Below are 15665 nucleotides of genomic sequence, written 5' to 3' on the forward strand. Positions count from 1 at the left end.
GGTCAGGCGGCGTCGTAGACGACTTCGAGCGTCGGACGGATCGACTCGTCGCGGCCGACCATGTCGAAGACGGTGGCGGGCTCCATCTTGAAGTCGCGGCCGGTCACTTCGGCGCTGAAGAGGCCGAGCAGCTCGTCCTGTGTCTGCGGCTTGGGGCGCACCGGCGGGGCCTCCGCCACATTGGTGGCCAGCTCCTCGAACAGCGGGGCCCACTGGGTGCCGGGGCGGCCGATGATTTCGTAGCTGGCACTCTTGCGGCGGATGTCCTCGTTGGCCGGGATGGTCGCCAGCACCGGGATGCCGGCCGCCGAGGCGAACTGCTTGGCCTCGCCGGTGCCGTCGTCGCGGTTGATCACCATGCCGGCCACGCCGACGTTGCCACCGAGCTTGCGGAAGTACTCGACCGCGCTGCAGACGTTGTTGGCGACGTAGAGCGATTGCAGGTCGTTGCTGGCGACGACGATGACCTTCTGGCACATGTCGCGGGCGATCGGCAGGCCGAAGCCGCCGCAGACCACGTCGCCCAGGAAGTCGAGCAGCACGTAGTCGAAGCCCCAGTCGTGGAAGCCGAGCTTCTCCAGGGTCTCGAAGCCGTGGATGATCCCGCGGCCGCCGCAGCCGCGGCCAACCTCGGGGCCGCCGAGTTCCATGGCGTAGACGCCGTCGCGCTTGAAGCAGACATCGCCGATGGCGACCGGCTCGCCGGCCAGCTTCTTGCGGCTGCTGGTCTCGATGATGGTCGGGCAGGCCTTGCCGCCGAAGAGCAGGCTGGTCGTGTCGCTCTTCGGGTCGCAGCCGATCAGCAGCACCTTCTTGCCCTGCTGGGCCATCATGTAGCTGAGGTTGGCCAGGGTGAAGCTCTTGCCGATGCCGCCCTTGCCGTAGATCGCGATGATCTGCGTGGTCTTGGCGGCGGGCGAGGTGGCGACCGGATCGGGCTCGATGGCCGCCTCGGCGCGCAGCGCCTCGCGCATGGCCTCGGGGCGGATCAGCTGGATGGGCGCCGAAGCGGGAAGGGAATTCGCGTTCATGCGCAGGTACTCCAGTTGAGAACCATCTTGAGACAGGCCGGGTCCTCGAACGCCGTGGTGTAGGCGTCCGGGGCCTGGTCGGCCTGGGCTTGGTGGGTGATCAGGCCGTCGAGCGAAAGCCGGCCTGTTTCCACAAGTTCGCGGACCGCCATCAGGTCCGACTGCTTCCACTCCGCCGCGCAGCGCAGCGCGGCTTCGCGCATGAATGCCGGGGCGAAGGCGAAGGACAGGCGGTCGCTGTAGAAGCCCGCCAGCACGACTTCGCCGCCAGGGGCGAGTCGCATGATCAATTCGTCGAGCAGGCCGGCGTCGCCGCTGGCGTCGTAGATCGCGCGGTAGCGGCGGCGCGGATCGTCCTCGGGCGTGCAGATGGTGTAGCCCTCGCCGCCGGTGGAGCGCGAGGGGTCGCGTTCCCACACGGTCGGCGGCGGGCAGCCGGCGGCCACCGTCATGCGCGCCAGCAGGCGGCCCAGCACGCCGTGGCCGACGATCAGCTCCGGCGGCGTGATGCGCTCGCGCTGGCCGCCGCCGGCCACCGCGTGGTAGGCCGTGGCGGCCAGGGCCAGCAGCACGCCTTCGCGGCCGACCTGTTCACCGATCGGCAGCGCACGTTCGGCGGGCAGCACCAGGCGCGAGGCCGCGCCGCCGAAGAGGCTGCGCACCGGGCCGAAGCACTTGGCCCCGGGCACGAAGACCCGCTGGCCGATGCGCGCGCGCTGCGTCGGCCCGGCATCGACCACCCGGCCCACCGTCTCGTAGCCCGGCACCAGGGGGTAGCCCATGCCTTGGAAGGCGGGCATGCGGCCGGACCAGAGCAGGCGCTCGGTGCCGGTCGAGATGCCGCTCCATTCGACGGCCACCGTCACGTCGTCCTCGCCCATGTCCTGCAGGGCGAGTTCGCTCACCCGCAGGGCCTGCGGGGCATCGAAGACGACGGCCAGGGCGTTCATCGGCAGGCTCGCGCCGGCGCTTTGCGGCGCGGGCTTTCAAGGGGGGTGGGCAGGCGGTTCATGCGGGAACTTTCGGTGTGAAGGTCATCTTAGGTGTTCACAACAATACGTCAATCTAAATTGACACTTATGTCGGTGCTACCCCGAAGACCAAGGGTTAACGCTGATTCAGGCCGCGGCCTCGTGGCCGGGGACCCGCGCCACCATCAGCCCCGTCTGCAAGGGCAGGTGGGTGGCCAACTGGCGGATCTGCACGAAGCCGGCTTCGGCCAGCAGCGCCCGCAGCGTGGCCGGCGAGCGCGGTCGGCCCTGGCCCATGGCGAGCAGGTAGAGGCCGAAATAGGCATCGCCCATGGCCTCGGCGCCGGGCGTCTCGCTCATGGGCTCGGCGATCAGCAGGGTGCCGCCGGGCGGCAGGGCGGCATGGGCGGCGCGCAGCAGGTGCCGCACGGTGGCGTCGTCGTGGTCGTGCACCACGCGGACGAGGCTGATCAGGTCGGCGCCGCCGGGCAGGCTATCGCTGAGGAAGCTGCCGCCCACGGCCTCGGCCCGACCGGCCAAGCCGTGCTCGGCAAAGCGCTGGCGCGCCCGGTCGGCCACGGCGGGCAGGTCGAAAAGCCGCAGCCGCAGGCCCGGCGCCTGCCGCGCCACCGCGCGCAGGAAGGCGCCTTCGCCCCCGCCCACGTCCATCATCAGCCGGTGGCGTTGCACCGGGTAGGCGTCCAGCACAAGCTGGGCGATCAGCGGCTGCGAGGCCGACATGATTCCGCTGTAGGTCGCCACCTGCTCGGCCGCCAGGCTGTCGGGCCGCGCATGCACGGTGTAAGGCCACTGCCGCGAGGTGGCCGGCCGGCCCGCCGGGCCGCGCAGCAGGCCGACCGGGTCGGCGAGGTCGGCATAGAGCGCATGGTGGTGCTCGACCAGGGCCGCGATCGCCGTGTGGCCCACCAGCGGGGCGCCCAGCGGGCCCAGGGCGATGCGCCCGCCCGCGCGCCAGCGCAGCAGCTTCAGCGCGACACCGGCCGCCAGCAGGCGGTCGAGCGCAGCCTCGTCCAGGCCGACGGCACGCGCCAGCGCCGCCGGCTGCACCGGGCCGCCGGCCAGGCGTTCGAACAGCTCGAGTTCCATGCAGGCGCGCAGCACCTGGCTGTAGACGAAGCCGGCGACCAGGTCGAAAGTCTGGCGGGCCCGGCGCTGGGCGACGCGCCGCAGCAGCGGGGTGCGCAGCACCCAGGTGCGGAAGGCGGGATCGGCCATGCGGCGGTCCCGCCAGGCGGCCAGGCGCTCGCGCCAGCCCTGGGGCTGGCCGAGGGCGAGATCGGGCCGATCGGCCGCGCTATCGGGGCCGGCGGGCGGGGCGGGGGGCGAGGCAAGCTGCATGGTCAGGCCGCCGCCAGGCGGGCATGCAGGGCGCGCGGCACGAGGCGCGCGGCTTCGGCATGCACCAGGCCGCGCAGGGCCTCGGCACCCGGGCAGTCGGGCAGGGTGTCCAGGGCCTGGTGGATGGCCTGGTCGAAGACGCGCAGTGCGCCGCGGTGGCCCAGGCTGCGCACGACGCTGGGCCGGTCGAGGGCCTCGTCCTGGCCGCTGGGCTTGCCCAGCGTGGCTTCGTCGAGCAGCACGTCGCGCACGTCGTCGGCGATCTGGTAGGCCGAGCCCAGGGCGTCGCCGAATTCGCGCCATCCGGCTTCGTCACGGCCGGCCGCCAGGGCGCCGCCGGCCGCCGCGGCGGCAAACAGGGCGCCGGTCTTGGCACGCTGGTATTCGCTCAGGTCGGGCGCGGGCTCGGATTCCCAGGCCTGGCCGGCGACGATGCCCAGGGGCATGCCCACGCCTTCGGACAGGCAGCGCAGCAGCTCGGGCAGGCGCGCCACGGTCTCGGCCGTGCAGGCGGCGGCGAGTTGCTGGTAGGCCAGCACGATGAGGGCATCGCCGGCCAGCACGGCCAGGCGCTCGCCGTGGGCGCGGTGGGTGGTGGGCAGGCCGCGCCGGGTGGCGGCGTTGTCGAAGCAGGGCAGGTCGTCGTGGACCAGCGAGGCGCAGTGCAGCAGCTCCACCGCCGCGCCCATGGCGGCCGACAGGGCGGGCGCGTCGTCGCCGCAGGCACCGGCCACGGCCAGGCAGAGCCGCGGCCGCACCCGGGCACCGCCCGGGAAGACCGCCTGGCGCATGGCGGCGGCCAGGCGGGGCGGCGCCCGACCGGCGCGATCGGCCAGATCCAGGGCCCGGGCCAGGGCGCTCTCGGTGCGGTCTAGGGCTTGCATGGCAACTCCGCCGCGGACCGAAGGGCCCCGGGAGCTGTCATTCTTGCGAATCAATTCAATGTGTCAATCTAAATTGACATTGACGCGTCCGGTGGCCCGCTGCCCGGCAGCTTGGCGAGGCGGGCGATCAGCGCAGCGGCGCGCTCGGGCGCTTCCTCATGCGCCAGGTGGCCGAGCGCCGGCCAGGCATGCAGCACGGCCGCCGGGCAGCGCTGCGCCACCCGCTGCGAGACCTCCGGCCGCACCGTGCGGTCGCCCGCGCTGGCCACCAGGTGCAGGGGGCATGCAAGGCGGGGCAGGCCGGGGCCGAGCAGCGTCAGGTCCCAGTGCGCCATCATGGCCAGCGCCGCCGCCACATGGTCGGGCGAGCGGGCGAGGCGGCCGTAGAGCGCTTCGCCCTCGCGGTCCAGCCGGGAGCCGGTGTCGTGCAGCAGGCGCCGAAAGGTCGCCGGCTCGCCCGCCTGCCGCGCCAGCCAGGTCGGCACGCCCGGCAGGCTCACCAGCCCGCGCATGAAGGGCTGCAGCAGGCTGCCGGCCCGGCCGCCAAAGGGCAGCAGGGCGCCGTTGAAGGCGATCACCCCCTGCGCCGCCACCTGGCCGGCCATCACCATCTGCAGGGCGACGGCGGCGCCCGCCGAATGGCCGATCAGCCAGTCGGGCCGGTAGGCCAGCCGCGCCAGCAGGGCGGCCAGGCCGCGGGCCATGCCGTCCAGCCGGTGCAGGGCGGGGTCGCGCACGCAGCCGCTGAAGCCGTGACCGGGCAGGTCCACCGCCAGCCAGTCCGCCCGCCCGGCCAAATGCAGCACCAGGCCGCGCCAGGAATGCAGCGAAGCGCCGGTGCCGTGCAGGAAAAGCAGGCGCGGCGCGCTGGCCGGCCCGGGCCGGTGCTGAACATGCCAGTCCAGGCCGGCGGCCTGCACCCAGCGGCTGTGGGCGAAGCCGGGCCAGTCCGGGCCGTCGAGCTGCCGGTCGAGCGGGCCGCTGCGCGCGGCCAGCCGGTCCGGCGCGCCGGGGGGCAGGGCCGCTGCGCTTTCGGCGGCCTCGCCCAGGCCCTCAGCCTTCATGCCGGCCGGGCCTGTTGCACCAGGGCGACAAGCCCCGCGCTGCCGCGCGCCGGCAGCGGCAGGTAGCGCGCGCCCAAGGCCTGGGCCAGGCCGAGGGTGGCCGGATGAATCTGCGCCGAGGTGTCGATGAACAGCGCCGGCAGCCCGTCGGCCTGGCAGGCGCGGGCGACGGTCAGGGCCTCGGCCATGGCCTGGGGCCGGCCGCCCTGGCCGTCCAGCGCGACATTGGCCCGGCCGTCCGAAAGCACGACGAGAAAGGGACTGCTGCCCCGGCGCCGCTCGGCCGCGGCCAGCGCCCGGGCGGCCTGCAGGCCGGTGGCCAGCGGCGTGCCGCCGCCGCCAACCATGCCGGCCAGGCAGCGCTTGGCCCGCACCAGCGAGCGGGTCGGCGGCAGCAGCAGCTCGCAGCCCTGGCCGCGGAAGGCCAGCAGGGCAACCTGGTCGCGCCGCACATAGCATTCGGCCAGCAGGCCTTCGACGGCGCCCTTGGCTTCGGCCAGGCGATGCAGGGCCGCCGAGCCTGAGGCGTCGACCGCAAACACGGTCAGCGTCGGCCGGCGGCCGGCGTGGCGCTGGACGCGCAGGTCCTCCGGCCGAACCCGCAGCGGCTGGGGGCCAGGCCCGGCCGGCCCGCTGCGCAGCCGCTGCCAGGGTGCGGCGGCGCGCAGGGTGTCGAGCAAGGCCAGCCGCAGCCCGCCCACCGGTCGGCCGGGTCGGGGCGGCAGCGGCCGGCCCCGGTCGGCCAGCACCAGCCCGCCCTGGCCGCCGCCGCGGCCGGCCTGGCGCAGCCGGCCGGCGGGGCTGCGCAGGCCCTGGAGCAGGCCGCCGGGCAGCAGGGTTTCAGCGGCTTCGAGCAGCCGGTCCTGCAGGGCCTGGGGTGGCGGGGAGGGGTCGGCGGGCTCGGCCGGCGCAGCGGCGTCCGGCTCGGCATCCGCTGAGGTGGGCGGCGGCTGAGGGTCCGATTGCTCGGTCACGGCACCGTCGGGCGAGGCCTCGGACGGGGCCTCGGGCGGGGCCGGGGGCGGATTGGCGGGTTCCGCGGACGGCGTGTCCTCGGGCGGTACAGCCGCAGTCTCTTCCGCCTCGGGCAGGGGACGACGGCTGGCGCGCGGCGCCAGCACCAGGCCGGTGGCGGCGATCAGGTCTTCCGCCAGCACCTGTTCGCGGCCTGCGCAGCGGGCCCGCAAGCTGGCGGTGCGCCAGGCCATGGCGGGGGCGCGCAGGCCGGCTACGCCCAGGGCCTCGGCGCTGGCGCACAGGGCTTCGAGGGCGGCTTCGGTCGCCAGGGGCGCCGCCGCTTCGGAGGCTGCCCAGGGCAGGGGTGGTGTCGGCAGGCGCAGCAGGCCGTCGGGCAGGCCGCGCAGGTCCACGCACAGCGCCAGGCGGTCGGCCAGGGCGGGGGCAAGCGGCGGGTCTTCGCCCTCGGATTCGTCGAGCGCGACCAGGCGCAGCCGCAGCGCTTGCAGCCGGCTGCGGCCTTCGCGTTCCACGCGCAGCAGGCCTTCGTCCAGCACGCCGGCCAGCACGCCGGCGGTGCGCGCCGGCAGGCGCTCGGCCATGGCGATCAGCAGCAGGCCGCCGTCCGCTTCGGCCAGCAGGCCGCTGGCATCGATGGGCCGGCCGGCTTGCAGGCTGGCCCCCAGGTCCAGGCCGCCCAGCAGGCGGTTCTCGTCGATGCCCTGCGGCAGCTTGCGCCAGGGCCGTCCGGGCGGATGGGCCTGACGCAGCGCGGCCAGCCAGGCCTCGCGCAGGGCGCCGGCCGGGCCGCGCAGCCAGACGCCGCCCAGCCGGCCCGCATCGTCGGCCGCCAGCAGGCGAGCGGCTTCCAGCGCTGCGGCCCAGCGCGGTGCCGGGTCCGGGCCGGCGGCGGATTTCAGGCGAAGACCTCGGCCACCGCGCGCTCGACCCGCTGGCCGGCGTCGCTGTCGTCCAGGGGATCGCGCCGCAGCCGGTGGCGCAGCGCGGGCGCGGCGACGCGCCGCAGCTCGGCATCGCCGACGGCCGCCCGCCCCTCCAGCGCGGCCAGGGCGCGGGCGGCGCGGATCAGGGTCAGCTCGCCGCGCAGCCCGTCGGTGCCCAGGGCCAGGCAGAGCTGGGCGGCGCGGGTCAGCGCGGCCTCGTCGACCTGCACCTCGCCGACCTGCCGGCGCGCGCGCAGCAGGCGCTTGCGCAGCTTGGCGGCTTCCGGCTCCCAGGCGGCGCAGAAGCCGGCAGGGTCGCGCTCGAAGGCGTCGCGGCGCTTGATCACCTCCACCCGGGTCGGCAGCTCGCGCGGCGTGCGCACTTCCACGGCCAGGCCGAAGCGGTCGAGCAATTGCGGGCGCAGCTCACCCTCCTCGGGGTTGCCGCTGCCCACCAGCACGAAGCGGGCGGGGTGGCGCACGCTCAGGCCTTCGCGCTCGATCACGTTCTCGCCCGAGGCGGCCACGTCGATCAGCAGGTCGACCAGGTGGTCGTCGAGCAGATTGACCTCGTCGATGTAGAGAAAGCCGCGGTGGGCGCGGGCGAGCAGGCCTGGCTCGAAGGATTTCACGCCCTGGCTGAGCGCCCGCTCCAGGTCGAGCGCGCCGAGCACCCGGTCCTCGGTGGCGCCCAGCGGCAGGTCGACCACCGGCACCGGGCGCTTGATGCGGCGCGGCTTGGGCCCCGCCTCCGCCTGGCAGGCTGCGCATGCGCCGCCCAGGCGGGCCGGGTCGCAGCCATAGGGACAGCCGGCCACGGCGTCCATGGGCGGCAGCAGGGCCGCCAAGCCGCGCACGGCCGTGGATTTGCCCGTGCCCCGATCGCCCAGCACCAGCACGCCGCCCACCGCAGGATCGATCGCCGCGATCAGGATCGCGAGCTTCATCTCGTCCTGGGCGACCAAGGCGACAAAGGGGTAGGTGGGGCCCATCGGATCTCCTGCCGCGTCCATGTGTCATCTCGACGTGACGAACTTCATGGGCCGGACGGCTGACACTCTAACGGAAGGCTGGGCCAGCGAAGCCGCCGGGCCGGGCGGGATGGGCCGGGGCGATGCCGGACTTGCGTCTGCGGCAGGGCTTGCATTCGCCCAGCCCTTGTTCCCGATGCGACACAGGCTGTCGCGGCCTCAGGCAAGCGCAAGGGATGGGATGCGAGTGCCCTCAAATCCCCCCAGCCCACTGGCCGGCGTGAATCGACGAAAATCTAACCGCTTGAATGTCCAAGTGCTCCGAGAACCCGTCCATGTCTGCAAGCTGCACCCCCCTCGTCCTCGCCCTCTGCGCAGTTCTCAGCGCCATGGGCGGCCTGCTGCTCATGCATTCGGGCCAGCGCGGCATGATTTACATCGACCGCCTTTACGGCGCGCCAATGCCCGGTCGCCTGCGACCTGCGGCCGATCGTCAGGGCGATTGAAAAATTACTTGGGCCGCGGTACAACGCGGCTCAAGTTTTCAACACGGGATGGCCGAAGCCAGGGTTCTCAAACCCTGAGAAGGCGTAGATCAGAAAAGTCGTCAACCCTGGCTTGGGCTCGACGGCTTGACCTTGGCAGCTTCCTCTTTCGCCGCTGCAAGCGCCTCGGCCGCTCGCTTGGCCCGCAGAATCTCCCGATCCCGCGCCAAGCTGCGCATCTGCCACAGCCCGAAAGCGATGGCGCCGCCTCCGAAGAGCAGCACTTCGAGGAAGATGGGCAGGTTCTCACTGTTCATGATGGTGTCGACTTTGACCTTCCCACCCCAGTCGGCCGCGGATATCGGATGCTGACCCGGGGTTCAAGCCCAAGAATTTGCAAACAACTCCAGATCCGCCGTGCAAACCTGGGTGAGCGGCGAAGCCTGATCGGCTTGGATGGGAAAGAAACCACGCATCCCATGCACGTAGAACGAGGAGTAAGTGGAGAAAGCCATGCTCCATTCCGGAAAATTCCGGCGTTCGATGGGTCGACGCACCAGCAATTCAATTTGGTGGTGACGCGGGTCTCGCAAGATGCGCTGCCAGAGTTGCTCGACATGCTCGGTCGGCCCCTCGATGCACTGCGTGAAACCACCGCGCAAGTAAAGCAGATGTCCGGTGATTTCAAGCCGCTCATTGCGATGCTGTGCATCGGTCAGCAAGTTGAAGAGGTGCAGCGAGCTGAAATCGTTCGTCGCGCGGGATTGGTAAAGAATGCGTTCGAGCATTGCGGTATCGACGAACAGGAGGCGTATCCCTCTGCGGCTTCAGGCCGAGAGGTCGGAATAGGTGTAATCCATCATACGCACTTTGTCTCATCGACCTGACACGGGCCCGACAACTGTCGCAGGCTTCCAACGTGGGGTCGGTTCGTATCGGCCGGCTTCAAGGCATTCGAAGCAAGCGGCTCGTCGAGCAGCAGGGCGCGGTGCAACAGGCGGGCCATTTCCTGCGGTTCGACCAGGGCCAGCCGCGGCGGCACGCGGTCGAAGCTGGCGAAGTAGGCGAGTTCCAGCATGGAGAGCTCGCTGCTTTCGGCGCGGGCGCTGAGGGTGGCGGTGTCCATCTCGATCTCCTGGAAGCTTGGCGGGAAGGGCCCGAGGGGTGGGCGACGAATCGTGTTCACGGCGACCTCGATGTGACTCATCGAGGGCAGGGCCATTGTTGCGAATGTAGTCATAAGCGAGTCAAACGACAAGCGTCGCAGACCCTTGTGCGCGAAGCCTTGCGAATGCAGGTCAAAATCGAGTCATGACAAGCCAAGGCATCTACCAAAGCAGCGTGGTGGCCCAGCTCGCCGGCATGCCCGTGGCCACCCTGAGGGTGTGGGAGCGCCGCTACACGCTCGGCTGCGCCGAGCAGTCGCCCACCGGCCGACGCCTCTACTCCCGCGAGGACGTGCAGCGCATCATCCTGCTCAAGCAGCTCACCGAGCGGGGGCATGCGATCGGCGCCCTGGTGCGGCTGGACGAAGCCGCGCTGCGGGCTCTGGGCGACTGGCCAGCGGCCGAGCCTGCAGCAGCCAGCGAGCCTGCGGCCGCGGCCGAGGTGCCGACATGGTGTCTGGTCGGCAGCCTGCCCGCCGCCGCGCTCGAGCTCGCCGCCCAGGCGGGCTTGAAGCTGCAAGCCCGCTTCGACCGGCTTGACGAGGCCATGCAGCTCGCGGCCGATGCGCCGCCCCCCGCGCCCCCGCCCTGCGCCCTGCTGCTGCTTGCGGTGCCGGCGCTGAATGCGGCCGATCCCCTGCAGCTCCGCGCGCTGGCTGCTCGATGCGGGGCTCAGCGGATGGCGGTGGTCTATCGCTTCGGCGCTTCGGCCGATTTGGCGCTGTGGTCCTCGCTGGGCGTGGCCCTGATGCAGGAGCCGCGGGATCCCGCCCCTTGGCTGGCCTGGGTGCAGAACCTGCTTGCCATGCCGGCCACACCCGCGCCGCCCCCGCCCACGCCACGGGCCGCCCGTGCCCTGGGCAAGCCATCCGCTGCGCCCGCCGAGCTTCCGCCCGCGCAGCGCCGCTATGCCGAGCCGGTGCTGCGCCGCATGGCGGCCATGCAATCGGCCGTGGCCTGCGAATGCCCGCAGCATGTGGCCGAGATCCTGCTGCTGCTCTCGCAGTTCGAGGACTACAGCGCCCGCTGCCTGCACCGCAACCCCGAGGATGCCGAGCTGCATGCCGACTTGCAGCGCGCCGCGGCGGCGGCCCGGTCCATCTTCGAAATGGCGCTGGAGCGGGTCGCCGCCCACGAAGGCGTCGACCTGACGGAGCCCGCCCCATGAGTGCCGCCCTGCCCGCGGCCTGCCCAAGCGCCACAAACCGGCCCACCGTGTATTTCGACGGCGGCTGCCCGCTGTGCCGGCGCGAGATTGCGATCTACCGCCGCGCCCGCGGTGCCGAGGCCCTGCGCTGGTGTGACCTGAGCGACTGCCCGGACGAAGCCCTCGGCCCCGGCCTGGACCGCGCCTCCGCCCTGAGCCGCCTGCATGCCCGCGATGCCGACGGCACCCTGGTGCACGGCGCCCGGGCCTTTCTGCTGATCTGGGCCAGTCTGCCCGCCTTCCGGCCGCTGGCCCGCCTGGGCCGCTTGCCGGGCGTGCGGCCGGCGCTCGACCTGGCCTATGCCTTCTTCCTGAGGCTGCGGCCCCTGTGGCGGCCGCAGCCCGCCTGCGCCCTGCCCCCTGCCCGGGACGACACCCCATGAGCGACATCCTTCCCGCCCTGACCCTGCTGAGCACCGCCGCCCTGTTCGGCGGCATGCTGCTTTTCGCCGGGGGCTTTGCGGCCTTTGCCTTCACCGCCTTGCCGCAGGCCGCCGCGCGCAGCCTGATCCGCCGGGCCTTCCCGCCCTTCTATGCCTTCGTGATCGGCGCGGCCGGCCTGGCTGCCCTGACGGCGGCGGCGCATGACGGGCTTTCCAGCCTGATGCTGGCGGCCATCGCCCTGAGCACGGTGCCCAACCGCCAGCTCCTGATGCCCATGATCAACCGCGCCAGCGATGCCGGCAGGCAACAGCGCTTCAAGCGACTGCATGGCCTGTCGGTGGCCATCACCTTGCTGCACCTGGTGCTGGCGGCTGCGGTGCTGCTGCGCCTCGCCTGAGGGGTTCGAGCCGGCGCGCATGCGGCTTGCCGGGGTCTTCAGGCGTCCCGCACGTCGGCGACCGGGTTCTGGCCGAAGTCCGGTCGGTCCAGCCAGGCCAGCACCTTGGCGGCGGCCTGCTCGGGCGTGTCGAGCAGGCCCTCGCGGTGCAGGGCGTCGAAGCGGCCCTGGGCGGCGAAGCGGGCCGGGTCCGCGCCGCGCAACTGCCGCTGCATGTCGGTCGCGATGACGCCGGGCGCCAGCGAGACGATGCGGGTGCTCGGATCCTGGGCATGTTCCAGCGCCAGCGCGCGGGCGGCATGGTCCAGACCGGCCTTGACGGCGCAATAGGCCGTGCTGCCCGCCATCGCCCGGCGGCCCAGGCCCGAGGAGATGAAGAGCAACTGCCGCTGTGCACCCCAGCCGGCACTGGCCGCCAGGGCGGCGGCGCTCAGGCGCAGCGGGGCTTCCAGGCCCAGGCGCAGCGCGGCGCGCAGTTCCTCGTCGGGCTGGGCCTGCAAGTCGGCCGGCTCGGGCAGCAGGGCGGCGTTGTGCAGCAGCACCAGGCGGGCGGGCGGCGCTTCGGCCAGGGCCAGCAGGGCGGCGCGCAGGCGCTCGACGGCTGCATCGGGTTCCGCCAGATCCAGGGCCCACTGGCTGCAAGCGCAGCCGGCGCTGCGGGCCGCGGCATCGAGCCCTGGATCGGGCCGGCGCGACAAGGTCAGCAGCGTCATGCCGGGCCGCAGCAACTGGCGGGCCATGGCCGCGCCCAGGCCGCGCGAGGCGCCGGTGAGCACGGTCAGGGTGGTGGCGGGCGCGGCGCCGGGGGCGTGGCGCAGCAAGTCGGTGGCGGGCGAGGCATCGGGCATGGCGCGCATGCTGCCAGCCTGTGGCGCATCGTGCTGGCGGCGCATGCCGCGGGGGGTGATGCTGCGATTGCCTGGCTGCGGGCTGCCGCCGCAGGCCCGGCCACGGCCGCCGTGGCATGCCTTGCCACGGCCTGCCGCCGCAGGCCCGGCTTTCAGCCGCTTGCCGACCCTTCGGTCATGCGGTCGCGCCGGGCCAGGGCCGGGAAGCGCCGTCGCCAGATCGCGACCACCGCCAGGGTGCCGAAGCCGCCGAGCAGCACCGAGCCGACCGGGCCCAGCACGGCCGCCGTGGCGCCCGATTCGAATTCGCCGAGCTGGTTGCTCGCGCCAATGAAGATGCCGTTGACGGCGCTGACCCGGCCGCGCATCGCATCCGGCGTCTCCAGTTGCACGAGGGACTGGCGGATGACGACGCTGACCATGTCCGCCGCGCCGGCCACGAACAGCGCGGCCAGCGACAGCCAGAAGCTGGTCGACAGGCCGAAGACCAGGGTGGCCAGGCCGTAGACGGCGACCGCCCGGAACATCTTGGGCCCCACCTGCCGCTCGATCGGCCGGCGGCTGAGCCAGACCGACAGCGCCAGCGCGCCCACCGCCGGCGCGGCCCGCAGCAGGCCCAGGCCCCAGGGGCCGACGTGCAGGATGTCCTTGGCGAAGATCGGCAGCAGCGCGGTGGCGCCGCCGAGCAGCACGGCGAACAGGTCCATCGAAATTGCACCCAGCACCGCCGGCCGGCTGCGGATGAAGGCCAGGCCGGCGAAGACCGTCTTCAGGTTCACCGGCTCCTTGGGCACGGGCGGCTGCACATAGCGCAGGCCCAGGGTCAGCACCACGCCGACCAGGAACAGCAGGCCGCAGACGCCGTAGACCGCCTCGGGCCCCGCCACGTAGACGAAGCCGCCGATCGCCGGCCCGCCGATGATGGCCGTCTGCATGCCCGCCGAGCTGAGCGCGATGGCCCGCGGCAGCTTGGCCGCCGGCACCAGCAACGGCAGCAGCGACTGCTGCACCGGCATCTGGAAGGCCTTGGCGGCGCCGATCAGCAGGGAGAGGCCGAGCAGGGTCTCGCGGCCGGCCCAGCCGCCGGCACTGCCCAGCATCAGCACGGCGCTGATGCCGGTCTGCACCGTCAGCGCGGCGGCCAGGATGCGGCCGCGGTGGTGGCGATCGGCCAGGTGGCCCGCCACCAGCATCAGCACCACCGAGGGCAGGAACTGCAGCAGGCCGACCAGGCCCAGGTCCCAGGCGCTGCCGGTCAGCTCGTACATCTGCCAGCCGATGGCGACCATCATCATCTGGTTGCCCGAGGTGCCGGCGACCCGCGCACACCAGAAGCGGACGAAGGCACGCTCGGCCAGCAGCGCGCGCAGCCCGCCGTCGGCGGGAAGGCCCGCTTCGGTGGCGGGCGGGGGGGCGGGGCTCAAGGGGGCGGGATCCGGGGCGGTGAGGGTGGGGCTAGCCTTCGATCGCCGGGTCGCGCACCGGGCCGATCGGCCCGCCGGTGCCGGCCTCGCCCGCCACCACGCGCGCATGCCGCTCGTAGGTGAAGTAGGCCCAGGCCCAATCCATCAGCACGGCGATGCGGTTGCGGAAGCCGATCAGGAAATAGACGTGGGCGATCAGCCAGAACAGCCAGGCGAAGAAGCCCGAGAAGCGGATCGGACCCAGCGGCGAGCTGAGGTCGACCACCGCCGCCCGGCGGCCGATGGTCGCGAGGTTGCCGTAGTCCTGGTAGACGAAGGCCTGGGTGGGCTGGCCGGCCATGCGCCGTTGCAGATTGCGCGCTGCGCACTGGCCCATCTGCTTGGCCGCCGGCGAGACGCCGGGCACGGCCGTGGGCTCGCCCTTGCGCGGGTGGCTGAGGGCTGCGGCCATGTCGCCGATCACGCTGACTTCGGGGAAGCCGCGCAGGCTGAGATCAGGCTCCACCGGCACGCGGCCGGCGCGGTCGCAGGCGACGCCCGCGGCCTCGCCGAGCATGCGCGCCAGCGGCGAGGCGGCGACACCAGCCGCCCAGATGATGCTGTGGCTGTCGATGCGCTCGCGCCGGCCGCCGCGCTCCACCCACAGCCCGTCGGCGTCGATGGCGGTGACCTTGGTGTCGAGCATGACCTCGACGCCCAGGCGCTCAAGCTGCTGGCGGGCCTTCTCGCTGAGGCTGGGCGGCATGGCTTGCAGCACGCGGCTTCCGCCCTCGACCAGCAGCACCCGCGCCTGCGCCGGCTGGATGCGGCGGAACTCGCCGGGCAGGGTGTGGCGGGCGATTTCGACCAGGGTGCCGGCCATTTCCACGCCGGTGGGGCCGGCGCCGATGACGACGAAGGTCATCAGGTCGCGCTGGCGCACCGGGTCGTCGGCCCGCTCGGCGGCCTCGAAGGCCAGCAGGGCGCGGCGGCGGATGCTGAAGGCGTCGCTGAGGGTCTTGAGGCCGGGCGCATGCTCGGCCCATTGGTCGTTGCCGAAGTAGCTGTGCGTGGCCCCGGCCGCGACGATGAGGTGGTCGTAGGCCAGGCTGCCCCCATCGGCCAGCCGCACCTGCCGGGCCGGCAGGTCGAAGCCGCTGACTTCGGCCATTAGCGTGGTGACCTGATCGTCGCCGCGAAACATCTGCCGGATCGGCGCGGCGATCGAGGGCGCCGGCAGGCCGGCCGTGGCCACCTGATAGAGCAGGGGCTGGAAGAGATGGTGGTTGGTGCGGTCGACGACGGTGATGTCGACCGGTGACTTGTGCAGGGCCTTGGCGGCCCAGATGCCACCAAAGCCGCCGCCGATGATCAGGACATGCGGGCGGCGGGCCGGCTGCAGGGGGGTGGGATCCATGGGGGGTCCTCGTGGGGCGGGCATCCGGTCGGTCGTGGCCGCCGGCTTCTTGGGGGGTCGGGGTCGGGCGTGGCGCGTCGTCTCGGCCGGGCAGGGAAGCGGCAGGGGCTGCTTCGGCTTCACCGGCGTGTCAGGTCTGCATGCTAACCACTGCAAATGCCGTTCCCGAGCGATCCG

16 protein-coding genes are annotated in these 15665 nt (G+C 72.9%); 3 read left to right on the forward strand and 13 right to left on the reverse strand.

The features are described 5' to 3' along the window. Positions 1-2: 2 nt before the first annotated feature. From JI742_RS05225 to JI742_RS05270, 10 genes are all read right to left on the reverse strand, one after another. The gene (locus JI742_RS05225) at positions 3-1031 is read right to left on the reverse strand and encodes a chlorophyllide a reductase iron protein subunit X (RefSeq protein ID WP_201824549.1); all 1029 of its coding nucleotides are present in this window, start codon (positions 1029-1031) and stop codon (positions 3-5) included. Beyond that, positions 1028-1981 carry a chlorophyll synthesis pathway protein BchC gene (bchC, locus tag JI742_RS05230; RefSeq protein ID WP_201824550.1) on the reverse strand — a complete coding sequence of 318 codons (954 nt, stop codon included), beginning with the start codon at positions 1979-1981 and terminating at the stop codon, positions 1028-1030. Before bchC ends, JI742_RS05225 begins: the two co-directional genes overlap by 4 nt. 168 nt (positions 1982-2149) lie before the next feature. Then, the gene (locus tag JI742_RS05235) at positions 2150-3361 is read right to left on the reverse strand and encodes a methyltransferase (protein WP_201824551.1); all 1212 of its coding nucleotides are present in this window, start codon (positions 3359-3361) and stop codon (positions 2150-2152) included. A gap of 2 nt (positions 3362-3363) precedes the next feature. Next, positions 3364-4245: a polyprenyl synthetase family protein gene (locus JI742_RS05240; protein WP_201824552.1), complete on the reverse strand. Its 882-nt coding sequence runs from the start codon at positions 4243-4245 to the stop codon at positions 3364-3366. Positions 4246-4313: 68 nt separating this feature from the next. Then, entirely contained in the window at positions 4314-5309 is a 996-nt protein-coding gene (gene bchO, locus JI742_RS05245; RefSeq protein ID WP_201824553.1) for an alpha/beta fold hydrolase BchO, read from the reverse strand. Further along, a complete protein-coding gene (locus JI742_RS05250; protein WP_201826392.1) occupies positions 5306-7186 on the reverse strand; it encodes a magnesium chelatase subunit D in 1881 nt (626 codons plus the stop codon). Before JI742_RS05250 ends, bchO begins: the two co-directional genes overlap by 4 nt. Next, positions 7183-8202 (reverse strand): magnesium chelatase ATPase subunit I, encoded by a 1020-nt coding sequence (gene bchI, locus JI742_RS05255; RefSeq protein WP_201824554.1) that lies wholly within the window; start codon positions 8200-8202, stop codon positions 7183-7185. Before bchI ends, JI742_RS05250 begins: the two co-directional genes overlap by 4 nt. 586 nt (positions 8203-8788) lie before the next feature. Continuing rightward, positions 8789-8983, reverse strand: a complete 195-nt coding sequence (locus JI742_RS05260; RefSeq protein WP_201824555.1) for a hypothetical protein — start codon at positions 8981-8983, stop codon at positions 8789-8791. Positions 8984-9046: 63 nt separating this feature from the next. Next, positions 9047-9454, reverse strand: coding sequence for a BLUF domain-containing protein (locus JI742_RS05265; RefSeq protein WP_201824557.1), 408 nt, complete (start codon positions 9452-9454; stop codon positions 9047-9049). A 71-nt stretch (positions 9455-9525) separates the two neighbouring features. Continuing rightward, positions 9526-9792 (reverse strand): hypothetical protein, encoded by a 267-nt coding sequence (locus JI742_RS05270; protein ID WP_201824559.1) that lies wholly within the window; start codon positions 9790-9792, stop codon positions 9526-9528. A gap of 185 nt (positions 9793-9977) precedes the next feature. Here JI742_RS05270 and JI742_RS05275 point away from each other — a divergent pair, with 185 nt between their 5' ends. The 3 genes from JI742_RS05275 to JI742_RS05285 are packed head-to-tail and all read left to right on the forward strand — an operon-like array spanning position 9978 to position 11820. Beyond that, positions 9978-11000: a MerR family transcriptional regulator gene (locus JI742_RS05275; protein WP_201824561.1), complete on the forward strand. Its 1023-nt coding sequence runs from the start codon at positions 9978-9980 to the stop codon at positions 10998-11000. Continuing rightward, positions 10997-11422, forward strand: a complete 426-nt coding sequence (locus JI742_RS05280; RefSeq protein ID WP_201824563.1) for a thiol-disulfide oxidoreductase DCC family protein — start codon at positions 10997-10999, stop codon at positions 11420-11422. The genes JI742_RS05275 and JI742_RS05280 overlap by 4 nt, the downstream gene beginning before the upstream one ends. Then, positions 11419-11820 carry a DUF4149 domain-containing protein gene (locus tag JI742_RS05285; RefSeq protein ID WP_201824564.1) on the forward strand — a complete coding sequence of 134 codons (402 nt, stop codon included), beginning with the start codon at positions 11419-11421 and terminating at the stop codon, positions 11818-11820. The genes JI742_RS05280 and JI742_RS05285 overlap by 4 nt, the downstream gene beginning before the upstream one ends. Positions 11821-11858: 38 nt before the next feature. Here JI742_RS05285 and JI742_RS05290 read toward each other — a convergent pair whose 3' ends face one another. The 3 genes from JI742_RS05290 to JI742_RS05300 all read right to left on the reverse strand — a co-directional run bounded on the left by JI742_RS05290 (position 11859) and on the right by JI742_RS05300 (position 15488). Next, on the reverse strand, positions 11859-12668 hold the full coding sequence (locus JI742_RS05290) for an SDR family NAD(P)-dependent oxidoreductase (protein WP_201826394.1): 810 nt from the start codon (positions 12666-12668) through the stop codon (positions 11859-11861). Positions 12669-12820: 152 nt separating this feature from the next. After that, entirely contained in the window at positions 12821-14092 is a 1272-nt protein-coding gene (locus JI742_RS05295) for an MFS transporter (protein ID WP_434057631.1), read from the reverse strand. Positions 14093-14123: 31 nt separating this feature from the next. Beyond that, positions 14124-15488 carry an NAD(P)/FAD-dependent oxidoreductase gene (locus JI742_RS05300; RefSeq protein ID WP_201824566.1) on the reverse strand — a complete coding sequence of 455 codons (1365 nt, stop codon included), beginning with the start codon at positions 15486-15488 and terminating at the stop codon, positions 14124-14126. Positions 15489-15665 lie beyond the last annotated feature (177 nt).

Source organism: Piscinibacter lacus, assembly GCF_016735685.1.
Lineage (GTDB): Bacteria > Pseudomonadota > Gammaproteobacteria > Burkholderiales > Burkholderiaceae_C > Aquariibacter > Aquariibacter lacus.